This is a genomic window from Peribacillus sp. P4_C12 (genome assembly GCF_056402095.1).
The window spans coordinates 26,884-51,888 of sequence record NZ_JBFUIB010000001.1; the positions used below are offsets into that span (position 1 = coordinate 26,884).

Below are 25,005 nucleotides of genomic sequence, written 5' to 3' on the forward strand. Positions count from 1 at the left end.
ATCTCTACGTTTCATCATACTAAAATCTGTACTAGATTGCTATCTAATCTTATTTACATATGAGCCCTCTATTAAACGGAGTGAGTGAAAGGATCATGTTCGAAAACTTATATAGATTGGCTTATAACTACTGACTCTTGACCAATCGAAAAACGGGTTACGAATCTTCAGGCAAACAGTGGTTGAGGAATAATTGTTTCTTAATAATGAACATGAAACAGTATTGGGAATCATGTTTATTGCGTGTTATGTCTTTGTACTTTATCGCTCCTGCATAAATTATATGAGATAATGAGGGAAGCAGTTTAAAAGGGAAAGGATGTTATTATGAGTAAAACAGTCGTACTGGCCGAGAAACCATCGGTCGGAAGAGATATAGCAAAAGTGCTGAATTGCGGAAGAAAGGGTAATGGCTTTTTTGAAGGCGATCAGTATATCGTTACTTGGGCACTCGGTCATTTGGTGACCCATGCCGACCCGGAAACTTATGATGAAAAATATAAAACGTGGCGTCTTGAGGACCTGCCTATGCTGCCTCCTTCCTTAAAATTAGTCGTGATCAAACAATCAGGCAAGCAATTTCAATCGGTTAAAACGCAATTGAACCGTAATGATGTCAAGGATGTCATCATTGCGACTGATGCAGGTCGTGAAGGAGAACTTGTTGCACGCTGGATTCTCGAGAAAGCGAATGTGAAGAAGCCCATCAAGCGGCTTTGGATCTCCTCTGTAACGGATAAAGCTATTAAAGATGGCTTTAAAAAGCTCAAAGAGGGAAAAGAGTATGAAAACCTATACGCCTCTGCGGTAGCTAGAGCGGAAGCAGATTGGATCGTAGGCATGAATGCAACACGGGCGCTCACAACCAAGCATAATGCCCAGCTATCCTGCGGTCGGGTTCAAACGCCAACGCTTGCGATGATTGCCAAAAGAGAAGAGGAAATCAAACAATTCCAGCCTAAGAAGTATTATGGTGTTTCGGCAACAGCAGAGTCCAAGTTGCGACTCATTTGGCAGGATGCTCAATCAAAAGATATCCGCACATTTGATAAAGCGAAGGCAGAAAAGGTTCTTGCTGATGTGAAAGACAAAAAGGCGGAAGTGGTGGAAGTGAACAAAACCCATAAGAAAAGCTTTGCTCCTTCTTTATATGATTTAACAGAACTTCAACGAGATGCGAATAAGAAATTTGGTTATTCAGCGAAAGAGACGTTATCAATCATGCAGCGTTTATATGAAAGCCATAAGGTCTTGACTTACCCAAGGACGGATTCACGCTTCTTATCAACGGATTTGGTTGATACGCTAAAAGAAAGATTACAGGCTGTCAGCATCAAGCCATATGCCCCGTATGCATCAAGAATATTACGTGGTCCAATTAAAGCAAATAAATCGTTTGTGGATGATAGCAAGGTTTCAGATCACCATGCAATCATTCCGACTGAGCAAACGCCACTTCCAGGAAAACTGAGCGACAAAGAATCAAAAATATATGACTTGGTTGTCAAAAGATTCCTGGCTGTATTAATGCCTCCGTTTGAATATGAACAAACGACTATCACCGCTAAGATAGGTCAAGAAACGTTCATTGCTAAAGGGAAGGTCGTCTTGAAATCAGGTTGGAAGGAAGTCTATGATCATCACTTCGATGAAGAAGAGGCTAAGGATGGCCTTGTTGAGCAACTGCTTCCTGCCGTTCAAAAAGGTGACAATTTAGTCATCTCAACTGTGAAACAAACAGATGGAGAAACAAAACCACCTGAACCATTCAATGAAGGTTCCTTACTTTCAGCAATGGAAAACCCTGCTCGGTTCATGGCTGGAGAAAGCAAAGAACTCATCAGGACTTTGGGTGAAACAGGCGGGATTGGTACCGTTGCGACCCGGGCTGACGTTATTGAAAAATTGTTCAATAGTTTCCTGATTGAAAAGAGAGGGAAGGGTCTTCATGTTACGTCGAAAGGGAAGCAGCTCCTCGAGTTGGCTCCTGAAGACTTACGTTCTCCGGCATTAACAGCACAATGGGAACAAAAGCTAACAGCCATCGCAAAAGGAAAGCTGCCAAAACAAGCTTTCATCGGCGATATGCGTACCTATGCCAAAAATATCGTTCATGAAATCAAAAATAGTGATCAAAAATTCAAGCATGATAATGTTTCTGGTACCAAATGTCCGGATTGCGGCAAGCTGATGCTTGAAGTAAATAGTAAAAAGGGGAAAATGTTAGTCTGTCAAGACCGCGAATGTGGCTACAAAAAAGGCGTTTCACGTGTAACAAATGCCAGATGTCCACAGTGTCACAAAAAGATGGAAATGCGTGGTCAAGGAGAAGCACAGACATTCACCTGTAAATGTGGTTTTCACGAAAAACTTTCTTCTTACAATAAACGAAGAGGGCAAAACAAAAATCAAAAAGTATCAAAAAATGAAGTCTCCAATTATATGAAAAAGCAAAATAAAGAAGAGCCGATCAATACTGCCTTGGCAGATGCTCTAGCTAAACTAAAATTTGATAAATAAAAGAAAAGAGTCCTTCAACTGTTTGCCGTAGGCTAAAAGTTGAAGGACTTCTTCTTTTTTTGGCAGAAAGTTTTGGACAATTATTTCGCAGGCAATATTCTTGATGTTTTCGCTTGCTAATTATAATTTATATTAATTAAGTAAGTCTAACCTAGGGGGCACCAACGTGAATTTACCAACCGATCAAAACTTATCCACCATTATAAAAGAACGTCATTCTGTCAGAAAATATGATCCAACTTATAAAATTCCCAAAAAAGAAATTGAAAATATACTAGATGAAGCTACCCAAGCACCTTCTTCAAGTAATCTCCAAGCTTGGCGCTTCATCGTTATCGAGGATCAGAATATAAAAAAGGAATTACGCCAGATTGCCAATAATCAAGAATCTGTTGAAACATCCTCTGCTGTCATTGCCGTTTTAGGGGATACAGAAATGTATAAAAACGTAGACAAAATTTATGGTATGAATGTGGAAGCTGGATTTATGGATCAGGCAACACGTGAACGTATGGTTAGCAATACAATGAACACCTACCCTCATGCTCCTAAGGAAACTCGAGAAAGCATTGCTAACTTTGATGCAGGGCTTGTTTCGATGCAACTTATGTTGATTGCTAAATCTAAGGGCTATGACACCGTTACGATGGGTGGATTTAACAAGCAGCAATTCATTGAAAAGTTCGATGTGCCTGAACGTTATGTTCCTATTGTCTTAATAGCGATAGGAAAGTCGGCAGGACCTTCTTTCCAGACAACAAGATTGCCGCTGAATGAAGTCGCAAAATTTATTTGAATGAACAATTAACAGCAGAAAAGGATGGGGCGAATGCTCCATCCTTTTCTATATGTCGCTACTTCAATTAAATCTCATTCAGTACGGTGCCGTGTATATCATATTCAAGTGTTTTGTCAGTTGTGTGTATATCCGAATCTAATGGTATAAGCGTACTGAATGGCTTCTGATCACCCGGACTGAAAATTGCTTCATCATTCTCTGGATTCCATAGGCTGTAAATACTCATAATTAGTATCCTCCTTTGGGTGAGAAGACTAGTAATTCCCTTCTTGATTATCATCTAACTTTTCAATTAACTCTAACGTTGATCACCGGGACTAAACACCGCTGCGTCATTCTCTTTGTTCCATTGGCTTCTGATTGTACTCATCGTGCACATCATCTCCTTTGGTGAGAATGTCTTACAGTATTTGTATACCCGGATGGGACAGGTTAAAACATTTATTTCAAAAAAAGGTATGATTATATATTCCATGTAACAAATATCCAATAATTAGTGAATCACCTGGAAGTTTAACTAGACTAGCTAGTGGTGGAATAAGCACTCTAACATCTTACAAAGAAACATCTTCTAAAAAATACACGTTAAAAGCTTATAAAGAGACAACTAATTCATTTTTAGATGGTGGCAAAGGAACACCAAGAACAAAAAAGAATGTTAGTTACGGAACAAAAGTAGTTGATTTTAAACAATTATCTAAATATGTATCAAGTGCGAGAGCTACTATTCTTAGTGCGTCTGTTACTTTAGTAGCTGCGGGTATTGGTGCGCTTTATTGGTGGATAATTGTTGGTTTAATAGGTGCTGCTGGTACTACAGGTATTGCAGCTTAACAAATATATAGTGAAAGTAATTCAACTAAAGCAGATATGAAAGAAGCTTATAATCTCTTAAAAGAAAGGATAGAAAACAATATGATATTATTACAAGGTTTTCTTATAAATGCAGTGATTGTGTTTTGTTTATATCAAATTATTGAAAAGAAACAAAAAATAAAAGAACAAGACAATCTTATTATTATGTACCTTTCTTATTTTTCTTATTGTTATACTTTTTTAATGGAGTAAATTAATGACCTTTAAGACAAAAGAAAGTTAATCTCCCTTAATAAAAGAAGCAAAAGATCTTTATAGTGAAAAGCTAATTACCCATATAATGGCCCCTTTTATAGAGATAGGTATGAAATACCGTATTAAATTACCTTTTTTAGTTTAATTATGTAATAATAGTAAAGAAGTACCAAAAAGGGGGATTTTATTTTGAAGAAACGTGTATTAAGTATAATGTTAATAGGAACATTGGTATTTTCTATTGTTCCATCAACATTTGCTAGTGAAATCACAACAGAAAACGAAGAGGTAACGACTGTTACAGAGCAAGAAGTACAAAATACTGGAATTATTGTAGGGGCGATTGAGGAATTAGATGAAAAATTGGATATGGAAAATTTGCCTTCCAATACTCAAGAGGAAATTGATTTATTAAGCAGTGATGCAAGAGAACTTTATAATTTCATTTTAGATTATTCTAATAATAGTTCAAAACCTTTAACAAGCGATGATACACTTGTAGTTTTGGGTGCGTATCTTAATAAGTTAAATAATAGCAGTGTACAGAACAATTCAGAACAAATTACTCCTTTTGCCCTTGGTAGTGTTAAAGAATATAAGATTAGTAATGCTAAAGTAAAAGATTTAAATGCAGCAGTAGGAGCAAACACGGGGTTTTGGACTTTATCTGCTGCTATTGCGAAGATTTGGGCTAAAAATCCAACAGTGTTAACAGCTATGTTGGTAGCTATTCCAATAGTGGGGATGAGCGCTTTAAATGTTTGTAATAGAAAAGGTAAAGGTGTAATTATTAAAAAAATCTCAATAGGGACTGCTCATCAATATTCATGTACATCTCAATGATAAAAAAGAAGAACCATTATTATTTAATGGTTCTTCTTTTTTATATATTTAGCTACTGCTTCACTAACAAAGAAAACAACTAATCCAGTTAGCAAAAAAAACAGTGAATTTATTGGTATGTCCTTATGTAATATTTGTAGAAAGCTATTTATTAACAGAGACACGGACCAATATATAAACGTGCAATAAAAGGCGATATTAACACTGTTTTTGTCTGGGTTTTTACTGGATTTAAAGAACACTAATTATCACTCCTTTTTATAACTCAATCTAATTGTAACATTCGACGAAATTATTCTGAAATGTGGAGCTATTCTTTTTTGTCTATATACTTCGATAATTAGAAATGCGTTTTTATTTCGATCTTCCTCGACTATGGAAAATTTCCATAGTCTTTATTTATTTTCATTCTAGGAATTTTGTTTAACTGGTTAACCATTGATATATAGGCTTTTATAAGTTAACTAGGGGCAACTTTATAAAGGCGAGAAGACCCGTATGGCGTCTGTCAACGGTACCGGAACGAAGGGAACATTAAGTAAGGAGTTCACGAAACCCGAACCCCTTGGACATTGAATAAACCACATTTTTTAAAAGATAAATAAGCATCTATCGTATTAATTTGTAGAAGGAGTCAGCCATTTCGTCGGCTCCTCTTTTTTATCCGATATTTACCCTGATTCCCTCCGTTTTTGAAGTGAGGGTAAGGAATTGTTTTATGTCCTGGAATTGAAAGAATTGGACGCCTGAATGGATCGGTAAATTATACCGGTTGTCAGCAATCAGTATAATCTTAGGGAAAATCTTTTTACCTTCCGGCTGCCATGGTTCATGCTGCCATTCATTACTCATGAAATAGGAGACATAACGATTAAACTTTTCATTCATAACCTTTTCGGAATAGACAGAACGCTATGCGTTTCCAAATCATAAATGAAATAAAAGCACGATTATAGGGGTGCTTTTTAGGTGTTAATATAAAATATTTTCCAGAACCAAAATACCTCTAATTGCTTAATGGTTGCGTTTCCACAATGAAGACAAAGAAGCGGTGTGGGTGAGTAATTAGTATTTGTCATTTAGTTCTCCCTTTAAGTCGATAAAATTAGAAATTCGACAAAGGAAGAGAAATTCCATTAAAAATAAAGCACCCATGACTGGGCGCTTTCAAATAATACTTTTATTGAAATCCTTCATTTTCAGCAAATCTACTGTTGTATTAAAAGTGAGAAAGTCATATAAAACAGAAAACCCCTTAATATATAAGGGGTTATTTTCTGTCTGTATTAGCGTCCCAGATAGGAATCGAACCTACGACCTACAGCTTAGGAGGCTGTCGCTCTATCCTACTGAGCTACTGGGACATATAAAAAGTTCAACGACCTATTCATTATATTTCTTATAGGCAAACTTTTCAAGTTAATAGCTTATACTTATGAAAATATTCATCATAATAGCTTAACAAGTGATGATGTTCAGTGTTAATAGTCGGAGAAAGTTGGGTAATGATGGTGTCTAATATAAGAACCTTGCTTGAGTTCAGTAGGGGAAGCAAGCCATTTATTAAAGCAAGGAGAGGCTATGTTTCCTGAAGATTCATAATATATTCATTGACATTGATAATCATTATCAACTATACTGAAGCCATAGTAAATACTCTATTTCAATAAAATAAAATTAGTAATAGACATTAGAAGAGTGTCGATTTTTCAATTATTACCAAATGAATATATTATATTAATATAAGAAAAGTGAGTGAGTTATGAAACCTATTGCATATATAAGTATGGATATTCAATTTACAAGGCTTCAGGAGATTGACTACAGAAGAGGGTTAGTATTTCTGCAATTATATGATATTCCATACGCTGATTTATCTGCATATGCGGGAATCCTGATCACGAATTTTGTAGAAGAGGCCTTCTTACTTGATCATAAACACATCCTTGAAGACTATTTAAATGATGGTGGCGTCATTTTTTCACAAGCTGAAAATTTCCTTCCTTGGCTACCTGGTTGTGGGAATTGGAAGCGATCTCCTATTTCCTTGCGAGACCGTGAAATCCGTCTTACCGAGCCCGTGCATCCAATATTCTATGGAATTGATCCTTATGATTTGAATCATAAAAAAGGAGTTCGGGGCTTTTTCTCAAGAGGATACTTAGAGGCTCCTGAACATTCGGAAGTCATTGTTGAGGATCAAGATGGGAAAGCGATCATTTATATCGATCGGAAAACGACGGGTGGCACGATTGTTGCTGGAGCTGGTACAGACCTTTACCGTTTCGGTATTGAAGAAAATAGTTCACGCGTTTTAAGCACTCAGATGCTAAATTGGATTCGTCAAGAATATGAAGCAAACAAGGAGGAACAGAAATGAAAGTAGCAATTTTAGATAACGGTTACAGCTTTCATCATCGCTTCTTTCAAATGGAAGAATTCGCTTATATGTATGACGATGTGCTCCAAATTCGGCAACTACATACCTATGATTTAAGTCAATACGACACGCTAATTGTTAATGATCGGATGTCGCTACTACTTTTAAAACGTTACCAATCGTATTTCATTAAATTCCTTCAGGAAGGAAAGCGATTAGTCGTTTTCGGCGAAGTACTGGACAATTGGCTTCCGGGAGTATATTGGGAGAATTCAGAAGTGAATTTTAGTTGGTGGGTAAAAGAGCACGGAGACCTGCCGTTAACAGCTAATAATATAGATCATCCGTTGTATCAGTATGTATGTCTTTCAGATATGAAATGGCATTATCATGGAACGTTCAAAGTTCCGGAAGGTGCAAAATCACTAGTGGATACACCGGACGGCCGCTCAATTATTTATATAGATGACGTGTCATATAACGGAGAATTAGTTATTACTACACTAGATCCAATCTTTCATATCGGATTAGGATTCATAGATCAATCCAAACCATTTTTACATGGGATGGCGAAATGGCTTAAAAAATAAGTACGGGAGAGAACATCATGAAGAAAAAATGGACAATGTTAGCGGCAACAACTGTGGTGGCAGCCTTGATTACAGGCTGCGGCAATACAGCGGAAGAAACAAAAGGAGATACAGCTGAAAAACAAACGACGGCTGAAGAGAAAGTCATTCAAGATCAGCTTGGCCGTGACGTAACTGTACCAGGTAAAGTGGAGCGCATAGCTGTTGGTGGTATTCTTCCATACTTTTCTACATGGTATGTGGCTACAAACTCAACAAAGGAGGTTGTTGGATTACATCCGAATGCTTATAATGCGGCGGAGAATTCCATCCTTGCTGACATGTCGCCGGATATTTTAAAAGCGGATACGTCGTTTATTAAAAATGGTGAAGTGAACGTAGAAGAATTAATGAAAATCAATCCGCAGCTTTATTTTGAAAACTCACAGAATCAAAAATCTATTGATAAATTAGAGGATGCAGGCGTTTCTGTGGTGGCCTTAAGTGCTATTGATGTAGCGGCAGCTGAACCATTAGCGACCTTTAACAGTTGGTTGAAAGTGACGAGTGACATTACTGGAACAACTGAGAGAACGGACATGTTCTTGGAAAAAGGCAAAAAGGTCCAAGCTGAGTTGGATGAAAAATTGGATGGTATCAAAGAGAAAGATAAGCCAAGAGCATTAATACTTTACCAACACAGCGATAAAAGCATTATGGTTGGCGGTAAAAACTTCTTTAGTAATCAATGGCTAAACGCAACAGGAGCATACGACGTTACGGCAGAAGAAGTTACCGGAACAAAAGAAGTGAATATGGAGCAAATTTATAAGTGGAATCCCGATATTATTTACATTACAAACTTTTCAACTACACAACCTGAAGACCTAACAAACAATGTATTTGAAGGTCAAGACTGGAGTCAGGTAAAGGCTGTGCAAGCAGGAAATGTTTATAAAATTCCTCTGGGTATTTACAGATGGTTCCCGCCAAGTGGAGATGCGCCGCTTATGTTGGAGTGGATGGCACAGAAAAATCATCCTGAACTATTTGACTATGATATGGAGAAAGAAATCACAGACTATTATTCAGAATTCTATGATTACGATGTAAAGGAAGAACAAGTAGAGAATATTCTGCACCCTTCTTCTGATGCTGCAAAACAGTAAAGTAGGGAATGAATATGAAAAAATGGAAAACGCTCCTGTTCTGGATTTTACCAATCGCTATGGTTATTTTGTCTCTAAGCATTGGACGTTACGGAATGGATTTAGGGACTCAAATCAAGATATTACTATCAACTTTTCTTCCAATTGACCATACTTGGACGCAGATGGAAGAAACGGTGGTCCTGCAAATACGCCTGCCGCGTATTTTGCTTGCCTTGTTAATAGGTGCTGGTCTTTCAATCGCAGGTGCCTCATTCCAAGGTATGTTTGGCAACCCGTTGGTTAGTCCGGATATCCTTGGGGTTTCGGCTGGTGCCGGGTTTGGCGCTTCCCTTGGGATTCTATTACTAGGTCATGGCTTCGCTACACAAGTGATGGCACTTGGTTTCGGCCTAGCGGCAATCGTCTTTACCTTCATGATTAGCGGAAAAAAAGATTCACCTGTTTTCATGCTTGTTCTGGCTGGTGTCGTTACATCGGCATTATTCCAGGCGTTGATTTCCTTAATTAAATTCGTCGCTGACCCGGAAGCAAAACTGCCAGCGATTACTTACTGGCTGATGGGAAGTCTTGGTACGGCAACATATAAGGACTTGTATATTGGGGGACCGATTATCCTTGTGGGCATTCTGATTCTATATTCTCTTCGTTGGAGAATAAATTTATTGACGTTGCCTGAGGATGAAGCTAAATCACTTGGTATTCCAGTAACACGTTTGAAGTGGACAGTTATTTTTGGCGCAACACTTATTACTGCTGCTTCAGTTGCGATAGGGGGTATCATTGGTTGGGTTGGGTTAATTATTCCTCACGTTGCAAGAATGCTAGTTGGTAATAACAATCAACTAGTCTTACCAGTATCTCTTTCAATCGGTGGAGCCTATTTATTGTTGATTGATAATCTGGCTCGCTCGGTAACAGCTACAGAAATTCCACTCTCAATCTTGACGGCAATTATAGGTGCACCATTTTTCGCAATATTGCTTAGAAAAACAGGAGGTGGCTGGTCATGAGAATTGAGGTGCAGGGAGGAAATTACTTTTATGCTCGGAAAAAAGAAGAAGTTCCTTACCTTTACCAAACAGACATTAACTTTTCGCTGAATGACGGAGAGATAATGGCGATACTAGGACCAAACGGTGCAGGAAAGACAACAATGTTAAAATGCATCACAGGTCTTCTGGACTGGAAAAAAGGTCAAACGCTCATTGATGGAAAGCCGCTTCCTTCGCTTTCACGCAAAACAGTCTGGAAACGGATTGGCTATGTTCCGCAGGCGCATAAAATGGTATTTGGTTTTACACTCGAAGAATTGGTCATTATGGGAAGAGCCCCATACATCAGTGCGCTTGCCCAGCCTTCCGTGAAGGACCGTGAAGCCGCTCACCTAGCCCTGGAAACTGTAGGGATTGGCCATCTTGCTGGGAAGTCCTGCAATACAGTCAGTGGTGGTGAGCTGCAACTAGCATTGATTGCACGTACGCTGGTATCAGACCCGGAAGTGCTCATTCTCGATGAACCGGAATCCCATCTTGATGTTCAAAAGCAGGTTGTGATTTTACAGACATTAAAGCGTTTGTCACAAGAAAAGAAAATCTCTTGTATCATAAACACGCATTACCCAAACCATGCGTTTTTCCTTGCTGACCATGTGTTAATGACAGCAAAACAAAAGCCGGTCGTTTACGGGGAAGTCCAGGAAGTCATGACAGAATCCCGGATGAAGGAATACTTCGGAATTGAAATGAAGAAGATTATTTATGAAGAAGATGAGAACTTTTTGATTGAAACGATGGTGCCGAAAGATTTAGGCATTCCGCGTGATCAAAGTACTTGTCGATTTACTAGTTAAAAAAAGGCAGCCACCGAGTTGCCTTTTTTTGCGCTAAATGGAATACTTTATTATTTACTGGTTTTCTGGTACTATTATGCTAGAAAAAATTAGGAGAATGATAGTGGGAAAATACAGAGTTTTATTGATGGTAGCATTGCTGGGAATTTTAATTTTGCCTGCATGCTCACAAGGGGTTTTAGAGAATATAGGTACAAAGACGGCTGCACCGATTGCGGAAGATAACATTGAAGTGGTTGCAGCAGCGGAGAATGACGCCGGGCAGAATTCGGAGGACAGATTATATCCTGAACAGATCGATACGAGAAACTGGATAAGAGCCGAGTCCACGGTTCAACTTCCAATATTGATGTATCATAGTATTTCTGAAGGTAATAACCTTCGGGTACCAAGAGAGGAATTTCAATCACAAATGAACTGGCTTCGGGAGAATGATTACTATACATTATCCCCTAGGGAAGCATTTCTTGTTTTAACGGAAAATCGGATGCCAAGTGAAAAGTGTGTCTGGCTTACTTTTGATGATGGCTATACAGATAATTACACGGAGGCTTTTCCTATATTAAAAGAATATAATATGAAAGCAACTGTTTTTATGATCGGGAAATCTATTGAAAAAAGTCATCACCTGACTGGAGAACAAATGGTGGAGATGAGCGAGAATGGGATTTCTATTGAAAGTCATACTATCAACCATCTTGAGCTTAACCGTATGACGGTAGAGCAGCAGGAAGCTGAAATGGTCCAGTCAAAGGATTTATTCGATCGTATTCTCCAACAGGACACGACAGTACTTTCATATCCTGTTGGTCGGTATAACGAGGAGAGCCTTAGGTTGTCAGAAGATGCTGGATACAAGATGGCAGTAACCACCGAAGCTGGTGGAGCTTCAAGGGACCAAGGGATGCATGCACTGCACCGAGTTCGGATTTCACCCGGATTGTCAGTCGATGGATTTGCAGCGCTGATTGAAAATGCATCACGTTATTAATTGAAGACAAGGTATTTCGGAATCAGTCTGAAAAATCATATAATAATCATTTCTTACATAGTGTATAATGAAAAGCAGTGAAAATTATATACATATGAACGATTTGGTGTCTTAATGACTTAAAAGGGAAGTTGGTGAAATACCAACGCGGTCCCGCCACTGTAAATGGGAGTTAGCGGCTGTGTACCACTGTATGTGAGATATGGGAAGGTGCCGTTGACGATGACCATTAGCCAGGAGACCTGCCAAGATTCGTACACCTGTAACCTACGCGGATGGGAAGGTGTGTGGCAGACCTTCTGAGTCCGTAATTATATTGTTGCCATACAAGCATCTTCCGTTTGACGGGAGATGCTTTTGTTTTGAAATTCGCCTCTTCACTTCAGGGTGCGTTTTCTTTAGGTGGTCGGAAATTGAATTAAAAGATTGTGAGGGATGTAAAATGAAGAAAATCTATGGTCTGATTCTAGTGATGTTACTAACTGCAGGTATGATGGTTGGTTGCAATGATACATCAAAAGAAGGAACGAAAGAAAAGCAACAAACAAATCATACTGAAAACCAAGCTTTCCCGATTACGATAAAAGATGCAACGGGTGAAAAAGTAACGATAGAAGAACAACCAAAGAAAATTGTTACATTGATACCAAGTAATACAGAAGTGGTCTTTGCACTTGGTTTGGGTAAAAAGGTTGTTGGTGTATCCGACAATGATAATTACCCGGAAGAAACGAAAGAAATTGAAAAAGTTGGCGGAATGGAAATGAACACGGAGTTAATCGTTTCCTTAAAGCCTGATCTTGTTCTTGCTCATGCATCCAGTGCCCATAATTCGAATGAGGGATTGCAGCAGCTTAAGGATGCTGGAATAGATGTCCTTGTAGTCAATGATGCACAAAGCTTTGACGAAGTGTATGAGTCTATTGATATGATTGGACAGGCAACGGGAGAACATGATAAGGCAAAAGAAATCGTTGCGAATATGAAAACGAAACTGAAGGAAATTCAGGAAAAAGCTAAATCCGTTAAGGATGAGGAAAGAAAAACCGTTCTAGTAGAGGTTTCGCCATCACCGGATATTTATACACCTGGAAAAAATACATTCATGAATGAAATGCTTAACATAATTTCAGCGAAAAATGCAGCAGCCGAATTGGACGGGTGGGCGAAAATTGATGAAGAGTCTATGATTGCTGCAAATCCGGATGTCATTATCACAACATATGGTTATTATACAAAAGATCCAGTTAGTGAAGTGACGGGCCGAAAAGGATGGGAAGATGTAGCTGCTGTTAAGGATGGTCAAGTCTTTGATGTCCATTCTGACTTAGTGACCCGTTCTGGTCCACGCTTAATAGAGGGAGTAGAGGAACTTGCCAAATCAGTCTATCCGAACCTATTTGACAACTAAGTGGGCGTTTGCTTATTTGATTGCGTTATTGTTTTTGCTTTTCGCAATGACGATTGGCATTTCCTTTGGTTCGGTGTCAGTACCGATTCCCGCGCTTATACAAATTATCGGCAAGGAATTTTTTCATTTACCAATCTCAGTTGAGCCAGATGTGATGCTGACGAATATCGTAATGAACATCCGCCTGCCACGTGTATTACTTGCAGGTTTGGTTGGGGCTTCGCTTGCGATTGCCGGGGCAGCCTTTCAGGGACTGCTCAGGAACCCGCTTGCTGACCCCTACACATTAGGGATTTCATCAGGAGCATCAGTAGGCGCTGTATTGACATTGTTTTTGAATATATCATTGCCGTTGATCGGTTTATATACCCTACCGACGTTAAGTATTATGTTTTCATTGCTTACGATTTTCTGTGTGCTAACTTTTGCGAGAAAAATGGATCGATCGATGAAAGTAGAAACAATTATTTTAACCGGAATCATTTTCAGCTCGTTTTTAAGTGCCTTCATCTCATTAATGATTGCGTTGACGGGCGAGGAATTAAGACAAATCATCGGGTGGCTGATGGGAAGCGTTTCAATGCGCGGCTGGAATTATATCGCGATTATTTTGCCGTTTTTTATCATTGGTTCGTTGATCTTGATTATGAATACCCAAGAATTGAATGCGATGACGTTTGGGGAAGATCGTGCAAAGCATTTGGGTGTGAATGTTCAGCGGAGAAAAATGTGGATTCTGATAGCTGGTTCGATATTAACTGGGGCAGCCGTTGCTGTTTCGGGAACGATTGGCTTTGTAGGATTGGTTATTCCTCATTTGGTTCGTAGGATTTGGGGGCCAGATCATAAGCATTTGTTGCCGTTATCTTTGCTCGTAGGAAGCGGGTTTTTAATTTTGGCTGACCTTGTAGCAAGGACGATCATTGCACCTTCGGAACTGCCGATTGGTGTAATTACCTCACTTATCGGGGCCCCGGCATTTGCCCTGATTTTATTAAAGAGACGGAGAGAAGGGTAGAATTCATGCTTGAAGTTAAAGGGTTAACAGGTGGATATGGCAATAAAGCTGTTTTGGACTCTGTCTCTTTTGACGTACATAAAGGGGAATTATTTGGGATTCTCGGTCCAAATGGCAGCGGGAAAACGACGCTATTAAGTATGCTTAGCGGGGTTCTCGATTATAAGGTAGGAAGCATACGAATAAGGGGAAGAGACTTGAAGGAGTATTCGGCCAAACATCTTGCACAAGTTATAGCCGTGTTGCCTCAACATTCCTCATTAGCCTTTTCTTATACGGTAAAAGAGACTGTTTCTCTTGGCCGTTATGCTCACCAAACAGGCTGGTTTCATAGTTGGACTTCTGAGGATGAGGTGATTGTCCAACGTGTGATGAAGCAAACGGGAGTCGCGGATTTTCAGGATCTTCATTTTGAACGATTATCAGGCGGTGAGAGACAGCGGGTCTTACTGGCACAAGCACTTGCCCAAGAACCGGAAATTCTTTTTTTAGATGAACCAACGAACCACTTGGATCTTTCCTATCAAAAGGAGCTTCTTGATTTAATGAGGAAAATGGCCAAGGAGCTGGAGCTAACAGTTATCTCAATCTTCCATGACTTGAATTTGGCCGGCTTGTACTGTGATCGGCTGATGTTACTTGAAAAAGGACAAATTCAAGTCATTAATGTGCCGAATGAAGTGCTCCAACAGGAACGGATTCAGGAGGTATACCGGACGACGATTGAAAAACATCCGCATCCTGCCCTTCCGAAGCCGCAAATGTTCATTGTCCCGGAAAAGCATGTCTGTGATTTCGCACCTTTGGAAATTAATGAAACCTATTTGACGGTTGGCACCGAAATAATTCAATTGAATTCACCAATTCCGCTTAGAACGATGTCTTCTGGTGTGACCGGTTCAGGAACGGGCTGGCATCAACATTTCGTGAATAGGCATGTCCATCGTGATTATAATTACGAGGATCATTTTGCTGAAATGGCTGACTTTTTAAAAACACACGGTTTTGAACCACAGGAAACGGTCGGAATGATGACAGCTGTCTTTCTCGATACGGTGGCCTTCAAGTTTTTAAGAGATGATGATTTCTCGGTTTTTATCATCGTGACGGCTGGAGTAGGGAATGCCATCGACGCCTCTTTAGCTGACCAACATTCTTGGATTTCCACTCCAGGAACCATAAATACATGGATCTTTGTAAATGGGCACATGGCAGAAGAGGCCTTTATCCACAGCATTGTCACCGCGACCGAGGCAAAAGTAAAAGCGCTTCATGATTTGCGTGTTTTGGATAAGGTGACAAATACAGTGGCGACAGGAACATCGACAGACAGTATTTTGATTGCCGCAACCCAAAGAGGGAAGGCACTTCAATATGCAGGCACCATTACTCCGCTAGGGAAGTTGATCAGTCGCGGTGTATATGATTGTACCGTAGAAGCAATAAAGAAAAATCGGAAACGGATTGAGGAACTATGATTTACCATCACCTTTTTGCTGTTACACTGGCTTTTTTCTTTGATCTATTAATAGGTGATCCACCAAATTGGCCACATCCCGTTAAATGGATAGGAACGTTGATAAGCAAGTTGGATCATTCATTCAATAGAGGCACACATAAAAAACGAAATGGCCTCTTCATGCTGGTAATTGTTTTAACACTGGTGTTATTGGCAACAGGACTAACTGTCTATTTAGCTTATCTTATCCATCCGCTTGCGGGAATTTTATGGGAAGCTGTTGTTATTTCTACGACGATTGCTCAGAAGGGATTAAAGCAGGCAGGAATGGATGTGTGTCATCCTCTGAATGAACAAGCTTTTCCTGAAGCGAGGCTAAAGCTTTCCTATATTGTCGGTCGTGATACTGCTGATCTTGATGAATCCGAAATAGTCAGAGGCACTGTAGAAACCGTAGCTGAAAATACGAGTGATGGAGTTACGGCTCCACTGTTTTGGGCAGCAATCGGCGGTGCTCCACTCGCGATGATGTACAGGGCAATTAATACCTGCGATTCAATGGTTGGTTACAAAAATGATAAATATGGACAATTTGGCTGGGCTTCAGCTAAGCTCGATGATATCGTGAACTGGATTCCTAGTCGCCTCACTGGTTTCTTGATGCTGCTAAGCTCGAAATCCAGCTATCATAGCTTGGGGGCTAGATGGAAGATTTTGTTCAATGATGCGAAAAAGCACCCAAGCCCGAATAGTGGGTGGTGTGAAGCAGGCGTTGCTGCAATTTTGGGTGTACAGCTTGGCGGCCGGAATATGTACAAAGGAGTAGTTTCTGACCGTGCCAGGATGGGCGTTCCGCTTGTTCCATTAGAAGCAATACATATTCAAAAAACGATTACTATCATGCATCGGACATCTTTTATATTTTTACTGATGCTTTGGTTAGGGGGACTTACTCTTGGCATTACCTTCTCATGGCTCTAATCCGCATTATCTTTACGAAGCGCTGGAAATCGAAATGCCTGAATCGGTTCTCGATTTTAGTGCTAATATCAACCCATTGGGTCCTCCTTTACGTATAAAGGAACGGTGGTCCGAATTCTTCGAAGGAATCTTAAATTACCCAGATCCGCATGCCGTTGAACTGACAAAATTAATTGCAAAAAAAGAAGCGCTTCCTGAGCAATCCGTTTTGGTAGGTAACGGTGGTGCGGAAATAATAATGTTGGTAGCGAACAGGTTAGCCAATAAAAAGGTCTTAATCATTCAGCCTGCATTTGCGGAATATGCAGAAGCTTGTTTAGCAGCCGAATGCGAGGTAGACTTTCATCAACTTGATGCACCTGAGTGGCAACTAGATCTCGATCGTTTGATTCCTCAATTACCTGAATATGACGCGATTTTTTTATGTACGCCTAATAATCCGACAGGGATTTCATTTAAGCAAGAAGCAGTTAGGGAATTAATCAAAGAATGCGGAAAAGCAAATTGTCTGGTTGTTTTGGATGAGGCTTTTTATGATTTTACGGAAAACGCCTTTACTTATGCTTCTTTAATTACGCAATTCCCCCATTTACTGATTCTACGATCAATGACGAAAATTTTTGCAATTCCAGGCTTGAGGTTGGGTTATTTGCTGGCGGCACCAGATATCATAAATCAGGCAAAAACCTATAAATCGCATTGGAGCGTCAATCATGTGGCATTAGAAGTCGGGAAAATCTGCCTTGCTGAAGAAGAATATATAGAAAAAACGAGAGCGTATATTCAATTGCAAAAGCAGAAACTTTTCCGGTTTTATGAAGAGCATGAGTTGATTGTCTCAAATAGCACGGTCAATTTTTATTTAGTGAAAGATGAATCCTTATCCCTTTTGCCTTTTTTATTAAAAAAGGGCATCGTACCACGTCATACGTATAATTTTCCAGGGCTAGATGGAAAGTGGCTCCGGTTCGCAGTGAAGAGTGAGTGTGATAATGCCATGCTGATGGAGGGGGTAAGACAGTGGAGAAATCTAGGCTCTGTTTTATAACCGGTGGTGTCCGGAGCGGTAAAAGCCGTTTTGCAGAAAAAAAGGCAATAGAATATGCAATCCAATTGAGTGGGAACTTGCATTACCTCGCTTGTGGCCGAGTCAGTGATGCTGAAATGGAAGAACGCATCCGCCGGCACCAAAGGGATCGCAAAAGTAGTCCAATTGCTTGGAGGACCTGGGAGTACTCGACGAATATTACACGGATTGGTTCAGACCTAAATCAAGATTCAATAATCCTACTCGATTGCCTGACAACCCTACTTGATAATGAATTATTCGGTCCCAATATACCGCTTGAAAAGGAGTTTTTACATAGTGTTTTCACAAAAATAATCAGCGGAATTAATGAGATAAGAAAACAAGCCAGCTGTTTGATAATCGTAAGCAACGAAGTGGTACAGGAGCCGATTTTTCAAAATGAGTTCCTCCATATATACGGAAAAATACTTGGCCTGCTTCATCAAGCAGTCGTCGAACAGGCAGATGAGGCTTATCTTGTTGAATCAGGGATTCCGTTATTGATGAAAGGGTGCATGCAGGAATGAACGGATGGATTGGATTCTTGATTAACCTGCAGTTCTTTACCGTGTTCCCAATAAAGAAGCAGCTACCGATGGATAAGAAATATATCCACCGTGCGATTCAAACCTTTCCTTTAGTCGGGCTTTTCCTAGGCTTGATATTGGGAGGTGTTTTATACGCGTTAGTAGAGTGGACCCCATTGTCATCCCTTTCGATTGCGTTTGTGGTTTGGTTTTTAACGATGGCATTAACAGGCGGTTTGCACCTAGATGGTTGGATTGATGCAAGTGATGCCTTCTTTTCCTATCAGGATAAAGAGAGGCGTTTAGAAATCATGAAGGATTCCAGGACAGGCGCATTCGGTGTCATCTCCGTCATCGTCCTTTTGGCCGCCCGGTTTATATTTATTTATGAAATCGTCGATAGAGTCAATGCGTGGACATACTTTTTAATTATTAGTCTTCCACTTTTAAGTAAATGTGTGATGGGCTATTTACTTAGCCGGATGCCCTTGGCAAAAAAAGAGGGACTTGGTGCTTTCTTTCAAAGTGCAGTAAGGAAAAACAGTTTATATATTTATTGGTTGTATTTTATTGTGAGTTTTGCGGTTGCATGGAGCTTCGATTTCAAGCTGGTCACTTTATTTTTTATCATGTGTCTGGCTTCTCTACTCTTCCTATTGTATATAAAGCGGAAAATCGTTAGTTGGTTCGGCGGGATAACGGGGGATGTATTGGGTGCATCCGTGGAAGGAGTTGAGCTCTGGTTATGGCTGATTCTGTGGCTATTACACTACTTCGCCATGGGCTGACAGAAGCAAATGAGCGAAGATCCTATTTAGGCTGGACAGATTCTCCATTAAGTCTGAAAGGAGAAAAGGAAATTCTAGACTTAAGGGGCTCTTACCCACAGTATGAAAAGATTCACACGAGTGATTTGCCTCGTTGTATTGAAACCGCAAGACTGTTGTTTCCAGATGTTGTTCCGATAAAACACCCTGCGTTCCGTGAAATGAACTTCGGCAGTTGGGAAGGGCGAACTTATGAAGAGTTGAAGACTGATGGCGATTATCAAAAATGGCTAGAGCGTCCTATGGAGGCAATGGTGCCTGGTGGTGAAAGCTATCCGGCATTTTCCAAACGTATTCAAAATGGCTGGAGCCAATTGATTTCCGGTGAGGAAAGCCAATATGTATTAATGACTCATGGGGGTGTAGTACGTGAATTACTTGTCCGCTATGCACCGATGGAAAAGTCTTTTTTTGATTGGGGAATTTCCCACGGTATGGGATATGAGCTGATTTGGGAGGACCGGAACAGCTTAAGGAGGGGTGAACGTTGCACTTTGTTACAGGTGGCGCCTATAATGGGAAAACAAAATGGGTAAAGCACTTTTATGGGTTGGAAAGTGAGACTCTTTGGCTATCCGGTTATCAAAAAGAACAGCCAACTATGACGGATTTTCAAGGTAATACAGTGGTATTGCATGGCTTGGATGCATGGATCCAACAAGATGCAGAAAAGATGAATGCAGAGTCGATTCGAAAACGGTGGAAGGAAATCATGGCTGACTGGCGAATATGGGAGAAGGAAAAGGATGATCACAACTGTATTGTAATCGGATCAGATATTTCCAAAGGAATTGTTCCGATGGAGGCACAAGATCGCAAATGGCGCGATGCCTGCGGCTGGGTTTTTCAAGATGTCGCCTCCTTATCAAACCGTGTGGATGTCATTTGGTACGGTATCAATCAGCAAATAAAATAGAGGAGGAAATAGAGATGAAAATTTATACACGTACTGGGGATAAGGGACAAACTAGCGTAATCGGAGGACGTCTGGACAAGGATGACATCCGTGTCGAATCTTACGGAACAGTGGATGAAGTGAACAGCTATATCGGCCTTGCAGTAACTGAATTGGACTCAGCAATTTTTGCAGACGTACTAACGGACTTGGAAAAAATTCAGCATGAGTTATTTGACTGTGGCGGTGATTTGGCGACAGTTTCTGAGAAAGCCCCGCAGAAGCTAACGGATGAGGCAATTACCTATTTGGAAGAACGAATTGACGCCTTTATCGTCGAAGCACCGGAATTAGAAAAGTTTATCCTTCCAGGAGGCTCAAAAGCGTCTGCAACCATTCATATTGCCCGGACGGTTACACGCAGGGCGGAGCGGTTGGTTGTTTCTTTGATTAAGTCGGGTGCGGCAGTTTCACCACTATCTCTTCAATATTTAAATCGTTTGTCTGATTACTTCTTTGCTGTAGCACGCGTGATTAACTTCCGCCTTGGCGTGAAAGATGTGGAATATATCCGCAGCGCAAATGTATTCCGTGGAGGAAAAAGAAAGGAAAAAGAGTAAACATGAACGTAAGAAAAATTAGTACAATTGCTATTTTTATTGCTTTATCGGCGGTTGGGGCAATGATTAAAGTCCCTTCCCCAATAGGCAGTATGGCTTTAGACAGTTTTCCGGCCCTTTTGGCGGCTGTCATACTTGGTCCGGTGTCCGGAGCTATAGTAGCTGGACTTGGTCATATTATTTCAGCTTTCATCGGTGGCATGACACTAGGCCCTTTCCATTTTTTGATCATGGTAGAAATGGCGGTCCTCGTTTGGATGTTTGGTGTTTTATATGTACACGGAAAGAAAATAGGCGCATTTTTCCTCTTCTTTATCGGTAATGCCTTCATCTTAGCTCTACCTTTCGTATTTCTGGTTAGCCTTGAATTTTACACGATGCTAGTTCCGGGGTTAACAGGGGCTACAGCAATAAATATAGTGTTGGCGGCCCTTTTACTTCCACGTCTAGAACCAGTTTTGAAAAAAGTGATTTTTAAAGATGGAATCGTAGAATGAATGATTCATTGATCTTACCGTTTACGGAGTCACAATCATTAGTCGTTTCTTGTGATAATAGTGGCGGAATTGGGTTGAAGGAAAAAGATCTCGTTCAAGTCCCATACGAAGTCGTTGGATATTTTTCGTTCCGGGTTGCCGTTATGGAGTGCCTGGCTGCTGGCGGAAGTCCAATGACCGTTGTCCTTCATAATTTCTGCGGCGATGAAGCCTGGGAGGCCTTGAAAATAGGCGTCATGAAGGGAATGGATGAAATCGGTCTGGATCTCTCTATTACAGGTAGCACCGAAAGTAACATGCCGCTTCTTCAATCCGCACTTGGTCTTATGGTGATTGGAAAACGCAGGAATGAACGTGTAATGAAGCCAATTCTTCAACGGAAAATGGCCCTTATTGGCATGCCACTTGTTGGTGAAGAAGTTATGAAACAACAAGAGTGGATCGCGCCGTTATCTTTATATAAAAGCCTTTGTGAGCTGGAAGAAGCTCAGGTACTTCCTGTTGGCTCAAAAGGGATAGCAAATGAATGGAAGCATCTGGACCCAAGTGGGGAAGGTGTTTCTGCACATATAAGAAGTAAAGTGGATATCGAAAAATCATCAGGACCGTCTACTTGCTTTCTTATTGCTTATCCTGAACATCTGGAGGATGAAATCAAGCTCCAATCCGGTTCTTTTTTTATGGGTGAATGATTATTTTATGAATTAAGTAGGTATCGAGTTTAGTTCATTATGAACTGGTTCCTCGTTCTATTGGTCTCTTTTGTAGTTGCATTCTGTACATTAGGCTATACTAGAGGTTTTAATAATGAAGAACTTAACCAATTTATGTCTGCTTGCCTTGCTCCAACTGCATCCATTATCTTGATTATCGGAGCTGGTGACGCATTTAAAAATGTATTAATCACAAGTGGAGTAGGGGAAGCTATTGCAAGTTAGCCACATCCTTTGACATTTCATCAATTCTCTTTGGCTGGTTAGTGGCAGCTATGATTCGTATAGCAACGGGTTCAGCAACCGTCGCAATGACGACAGCTGTAAGTATTGTGCTACCAATTATTTCATCGGTACCGGGTGTTAATATTGAATTACTGGTACTTGCAATCGGTTCAGGCTCATTAATTCTTTCCCACGTGAATGATGCTGGATTTTGGATGATTAAAGAATTCTTTAATTTAACAGTCGCACAAACGTTTAAATCTGGGACGGTTATGGAAACGATAATTTCAGTCGTTTCACTTATCCTAATCTTACTATTGAATTCAATTGTTTAAGAGAAAGGAGCACGATGTAAAAATATGAAACATTCAGGTTATATGATGGGGATCGATATTGGTACGACGAGCACGAAAGTTGTACTTTTTTCAAAGAAGGGCGAGGTCGTCCATTCATGTTCTAAAGGATATCCGCTTCACAGTCCAACTCCGTCTGTTGCGGAACAAGATCCAGAAGAAATCTATAAAGCGGTTATTATTGCAATCGGTGAAGTGATGATTGCAAGCGGAATTGAAAAGGATGAACTAAGTTTTATTTCGTTTAGTTCAGCGATGCATAGTTTGATTGCCATGGGTAAAGACGGTAAGCCGCTCACAAATAGTATTACGTGGGCAGATAACCGAAGTGTCGCCTATGCAGAGCAATTGAAGGCATCGGATCAGGGGACACAATTGTATCACAGAACGGGAACACCCATTCACCCTATGTCCCCAATCACGAAAGTTATGTGGCTTAGAAAAGAGCATCCAGAAATCTTTAACAAAACGGATAAATTTTTAGGGATTAAAGAATATATTATCTATAAATTTTTCAAAGAGTTTGTAATGGATTATTCACTTGCATCTGCAACAGGTATGTTCAACTTGAAAAACTTGGCGTGGGATCAAGAGGCATTGACTATTGCTGGAATTGAATCGGACAAGCTTCCTAAGCTTGTGCCAACGACCCATATCCTTTCTGGATTGAGCCAGGAATTAGCTGCAAAAATGAACATTGATGCTAGTACTCCATTTGTTATAGGTGCAAGTGATGGGGTGCTTGCCAACTTAGGCCAAAATGCTATCAAGCCGGGTGTGCTTGCGGTAACAATAGGAACAAGCGGTGCAGTGCGAACCGTCAGTGACCATCCGCTTACTGATCCGAAAGGGCGGACGTTCTGTTATGCCCTCACTGAGAATCATTGGGTAATTGGCGGACCAGTCAATAATGGGGGAATCACTTTCCGATGGGCCCGGGATCAATTTGGTCGGGTAGAAATCGAAAGAGCTAAGGCCTCGGGTCAGGATCCATATGAGATACTGACCGAAATGGCTTCAAATATTGCACCTGGCTCAGACGGGTTAATATTCCACCCGTATATGGCAGGGGAACGGGCGCCATTATGGAGTGCTGATGCTAGGGGTTCCTTCTTTGGACTAGCTCTTCATCATACTCGCGATCATATGGTGCGGGCTGTGCTTGAAGGTGTGATGTACAACTTATACAGTGTCCTCCTTGCTGTAAGGGAACTGACAGGTGCTCCGGAGAAAATCCATGCAAGTGGCGGATTTGTCCGCTCCAAGCTATGGCGGCAAATTATGGCTGATGTATTTAATCAGAATGTGACAATCCCAGAAAGCTTTGAAAGCTCGAGTTTAGGTGCTGCCGTTCTAGGATTATATGCTTTAGGTGAAATTGAAAGCCTGGATGAGGTTGAAAACATGATTGGGCATACAAATGAACTTGTTCCAATCGAGGAGAACGTTAAAGTATATGAAGAACTAATGTCGATTTATTTATCTGTAAGCCGGCAATTAGAAGGCGACTACAAGCGTATTGCTGATTATCAAAGACGTCATTTAGAATAAATTTGAGTGAAAGCACAGATGCAGAAGCGCTGTGCTTTTCTTTTGGCTTACATATAAAAATGGTAAAATGGTAGAAAAAAGGATAAGGGGACTATTGAGATGGGAGCCAGTAAAACAAATGCTATGCGAATTCTCGATAACAAACATATAAAGTATGACATGATGAGCTATGATGTCCACGACGGCCAAATAGACGGTGTTACCGTGGCGAGTAAAATTGGTAAAGCGCCAGAAACCGTGTTTAAAACACTCGTTACCCACAGCGGACCTCAGCAGCTTTATGTATTTGTCATTCCTGTAGACACCGAGCTGGATTTGAAAAAAGCAGCGATAGCAGCAGGTGCGAAAAAAATTGAAATGCTCGCTGTTAAAGACTTGCAGAAATACACAGGGTATATTCGGGGGGGCTGCTCACCAATCGGTATGAAAAAGCAGTATCCGACTTTTATTGATGAAAGTGCAACCAATCTGTGTGAAATCATCGTAAGCGGTGGAAAAATTGGGACACAAATTGTTTTGAAACCGTCAGAATTCCTTGTGGCCGCACAAGCGGAACCTAGAGCTCTTATCAAATAGATAAAGAATACTATTAAACCTAAACCTTTAGGCATTCACCTACCTGGGTTTTCCTGCATAAGCTGTCTTGAAGATGCACATCTGTATGG

The 25,005-nt window shown here is 40.5% G+C and carries 25 protein-coding genes, 1 tRNA gene, 1 pseudogene and 1 riboswitch; of the genes and pseudogenes, 24 read left to right on the forward strand and 3 right to left on the reverse strand.

Features of this window, described 5'->3' with window-relative positions:
- The first annotated feature begins 327 nt into the window (after positions 1 to 327).
- Entirely contained in the window at positions 328 to 2,520 is a 2,193-nt protein-coding gene (locus AC1DUW_RS00130) for a DNA topoisomerase III (protein ID WP_053348388.1), read from the forward strand.
- A gap of 166 nt (positions 2,521 to 2,686) precedes the next feature.
- Positions 2,687 to 3,316 carry a nitroreductase family protein gene (locus tag AC1DUW_RS00135; RefSeq protein ID WP_053348389.1) on the forward strand — a complete coding sequence of 210 codons (630 nt, stop codon included), beginning with the start codon at positions 2,687 to 2,689 and terminating at the stop codon, positions 3,314 to 3,316.
- A gap of 67 nt (positions 3,317 to 3,383) precedes the next feature.
- On the opposite strand, the gene AC1DUW_RS00140 is transcribed toward AC1DUW_RS00135, so the two are convergent.
- Positions 3,384 to 3,545, reverse strand: coding sequence for a hypothetical protein (locus tag AC1DUW_RS00140; RefSeq protein WP_161804974.1), 162 nt, complete (start codon positions 3,543 to 3,545; stop codon positions 3,384 to 3,386).
- Between the two features lie 1,034 nt (positions 3,546 to 4,579).
- Between AC1DUW_RS00140 and AC1DUW_RS00145 the strand changes: the two genes are divergently transcribed.
- Complete coding sequence (locus tag AC1DUW_RS00145; RefSeq protein WP_053348390.1) at positions 4,580 to 5,233, forward strand: hypothetical protein; 654 nt, start codon at positions 4,580 to 4,582, stop codon at positions 5,231 to 5,233.
- A gap of 660 nt (positions 5,234 to 5,893) precedes the next feature.
- Here AC1DUW_RS00145 and AC1DUW_RS00150 read toward each other — a convergent pair.
- Together AC1DUW_RS00150 and AC1DUW_RS00155 are read right to left on the reverse strand one after the other, a co-directional pair.
- Entirely contained in the window at positions 5,894 to 6,121 is a 228-nt protein-coding gene (locus tag AC1DUW_RS00150; RefSeq protein WP_053348392.1) for a hypothetical protein, read from the reverse strand.
- 402 nt (positions 6,122 to 6,523) lie between these two features.
- A tRNA-Arg gene (locus tag AC1DUW_RS00155) sits at positions 6,524 to 6,597 on the reverse strand.
- Between the two features lie 398 nt (positions 6,598 to 6,995).
- Here AC1DUW_RS00155 and AC1DUW_RS00160 point away from each other — a divergent pair.
- The 21 genes and pseudogenes from AC1DUW_RS00160 to ybaK all read left to right on the forward strand — a co-directional run bounded on the left by AC1DUW_RS00160 (position 6,996) and on the right by ybaK (position 24,916).
- On the forward strand, positions 6,996 to 7,613 hold the full coding sequence (locus AC1DUW_RS00160; RefSeq protein WP_053348393.1) for a hypothetical protein: 618 nt from the start codon (positions 6,996 to 6,998) through the stop codon (positions 7,611 to 7,613).
- Positions 7,610 to 8,203, forward strand: a complete 594-nt coding sequence (locus AC1DUW_RS00165) for a hypothetical protein (RefSeq protein ID WP_053348394.1) — start codon at positions 7,610 to 7,612, stop codon at positions 8,201 to 8,203. The genes AC1DUW_RS00160 and AC1DUW_RS00165 overlap by 4 nt, the downstream gene beginning before the upstream one ends.
- Before the next feature lie 17 nt (positions 8,204 to 8,220).
- Positions 8,221 to 9,351, forward strand: coding sequence for an ABC transporter substrate-binding protein (locus AC1DUW_RS00170; protein ID WP_477641772.1), 1,131 nt, complete (start codon positions 8,221 to 8,223; stop codon positions 9,349 to 9,351).
- Between the two features lie 14 nt (positions 9,352 to 9,365).
- Positions 9,366 to 10,364: a FecCD family ABC transporter permease gene (locus AC1DUW_RS00175; protein ID WP_053348396.1), complete on the forward strand. Its 999-nt coding sequence runs from the start codon at positions 9,366 to 9,368 to the stop codon at positions 10,362 to 10,364.
- Complete coding sequence (locus AC1DUW_RS00180) at positions 10,361 to 11,203, forward strand: ABC transporter ATP-binding protein (RefSeq protein WP_201187580.1); 843 nt, start codon at positions 10,361 to 10,363, stop codon at positions 11,201 to 11,203. Before AC1DUW_RS00175 ends, AC1DUW_RS00180 begins: the two co-directional genes overlap by 4 nt.
- A 127-nt stretch (positions 11,204 to 11,330) precedes the next feature.
- A complete protein-coding gene (locus AC1DUW_RS00185) occupies positions 11,331 to 12,194 on the forward strand; it encodes a polysaccharide deacetylase family protein (RefSeq protein WP_083450966.1) in 864 nt (287 codons plus the stop codon).
- 87 nt (positions 12,195 to 12,281) lie between these two features.
- Positions 12,282 to 12,458: riboswitch (cobalamin riboswitch) on the forward strand.
- A gap of 178 nt (positions 12,459 to 12,636) precedes the next feature.
- The gene (locus AC1DUW_RS00190; RefSeq protein ID WP_053348399.1) at positions 12,637 to 13,605 is read left to right on the forward strand and encodes an ABC transporter substrate-binding protein; all 969 of its coding nucleotides are present in this window, start codon (positions 12,637 to 12,639) and stop codon (positions 13,603 to 13,605) included.
- The gene (locus tag AC1DUW_RS00195; protein WP_053348400.1) at positions 13,568 to 14,623 is read left to right on the forward strand and encodes a FecCD family ABC transporter permease; all 1,056 of its coding nucleotides are present in this window, start codon (positions 13,568 to 13,570) and stop codon (positions 14,621 to 14,623) included. The genes AC1DUW_RS00190 and AC1DUW_RS00195 overlap by 38 nt, the downstream gene beginning before the upstream one ends.
- A 5-nt stretch (positions 14,624 to 14,628) precedes the next feature.
- Positions 14,629 to 16,101 (forward strand): heme ABC transporter ATP-binding protein, encoded by a 1,473-nt coding sequence (locus AC1DUW_RS00200; RefSeq protein ID WP_053348401.1) that lies wholly within the window; start codon positions 14,629 to 14,631, stop codon positions 16,099 to 16,101.
- On the forward strand, positions 16,098 to 17,063 hold the full coding sequence (gene cbiB / locus AC1DUW_RS00205) for an adenosylcobinamide-phosphate synthase CbiB (RefSeq protein ID WP_053348402.1): 966 nt from the start codon (positions 16,098 to 16,100) through the stop codon (positions 17,061 to 17,063). The genes AC1DUW_RS00200 and cbiB overlap by 4 nt, the downstream gene beginning before the upstream one ends.
- Positions 17,038 to 18,111: a threonine-phosphate decarboxylase CobD gene (cobD, locus tag AC1DUW_RS00210; protein ID WP_152952395.1), complete on the forward strand. Its 1,074-nt coding sequence runs from the start codon at positions 17,038 to 17,040 to the stop codon at positions 18,109 to 18,111. The genes cbiB and cobD overlap by 26 nt, the downstream gene beginning before the upstream one ends.
- Positions 18,084 to 18,659: a bifunctional adenosylcobinamide kinase/adenosylcobinamide-phosphate guanylyltransferase gene (locus tag AC1DUW_RS00215; RefSeq protein WP_053348403.1), complete on the forward strand. Its 576-nt coding sequence runs from the start codon at positions 18,084 to 18,086 to the stop codon at positions 18,657 to 18,659. Before cobD ends, AC1DUW_RS00215 begins: the two co-directional genes overlap by 28 nt.
- Positions 18,656 to 19,447: an adenosylcobinamide-GDP ribazoletransferase gene (gene cobS / locus AC1DUW_RS00220; RefSeq protein WP_053348404.1), complete on the forward strand. Its 792-nt coding sequence runs from the start codon at positions 18,656 to 18,658 to the stop codon at positions 19,445 to 19,447. Before AC1DUW_RS00215 ends, cobS begins: the two co-directional genes overlap by 4 nt.
- Positions 19,405 to 20,022 (forward strand): histidine phosphatase family protein, encoded by a 618-nt coding sequence (locus AC1DUW_RS00225; RefSeq protein ID WP_053348405.1) that lies wholly within the window; start codon positions 19,405 to 19,407, stop codon positions 20,020 to 20,022. Before cobS ends, AC1DUW_RS00225 begins: the two co-directional genes overlap by 43 nt.
- Positions 19,974 to 20,402 carry a bifunctional adenosylcobinamide kinase/adenosylcobinamide-phosphate guanylyltransferase gene (locus tag AC1DUW_RS00230; protein ID WP_053348406.1) on the forward strand — a complete coding sequence of 143 codons (429 nt, stop codon included), beginning with the start codon at positions 19,974 to 19,976 and terminating at the stop codon, positions 20,400 to 20,402. The genes AC1DUW_RS00225 and AC1DUW_RS00230 overlap by 49 nt, the downstream gene beginning before the upstream one ends.
- 14 nt (positions 20,403 to 20,416) lie before the next feature.
- On the forward strand, positions 20,417 to 21,001 hold the full coding sequence (locus AC1DUW_RS00235) for a cob(I)yrinic acid a,c-diamide adenosyltransferase (RefSeq protein WP_053348407.1): 585 nt from the start codon (positions 20,417 to 20,419) through the stop codon (positions 20,999 to 21,001).
- 2 nt (positions 21,002 to 21,003) lie between these two features.
- Positions 21,004 to 21,498 (forward strand): ECF transporter S component, encoded by a 495-nt coding sequence (locus tag AC1DUW_RS00240; RefSeq protein ID WP_252429824.1) that lies wholly within the window; start codon positions 21,004 to 21,006, stop codon positions 21,496 to 21,498.
- Positions 21,495 to 22,190, forward strand: coding sequence for an ATP-binding protein (locus AC1DUW_RS00245; RefSeq protein ID WP_477641773.1), 696 nt, complete (start codon positions 21,495 to 21,497; stop codon positions 22,188 to 22,190). Before AC1DUW_RS00240 ends, AC1DUW_RS00245 begins: the two co-directional genes overlap by 4 nt.
- 33 nt (positions 22,191 to 22,223) lie before the next feature.
- Positions 22,224 to 22,771, forward strand: a pseudogene (locus AC1DUW_RS00250) (GntT/GntP/DsdX family permease); the annotation flags it as partial.
- A gap of 24 nt (positions 22,772 to 22,795) precedes the next feature.
- Positions 22,796 to 24,340 (forward strand): gluconokinase, encoded by a 1,545-nt coding sequence (gene gntK, locus AC1DUW_RS00255; protein WP_477641774.1) that lies wholly within the window; start codon positions 22,796 to 22,798, stop codon positions 24,338 to 24,340.
- A gap of 99 nt (positions 24,341 to 24,439) precedes the next feature.
- Entirely contained in the window at positions 24,440 to 24,916 is a 477-nt protein-coding gene (gene ybaK / locus AC1DUW_RS00260) for a Cys-tRNA(Pro) deacylase (RefSeq protein WP_053348412.1), read from the forward strand.
- Positions 24,917 to 25,005 lie beyond the last annotated feature (89 nt).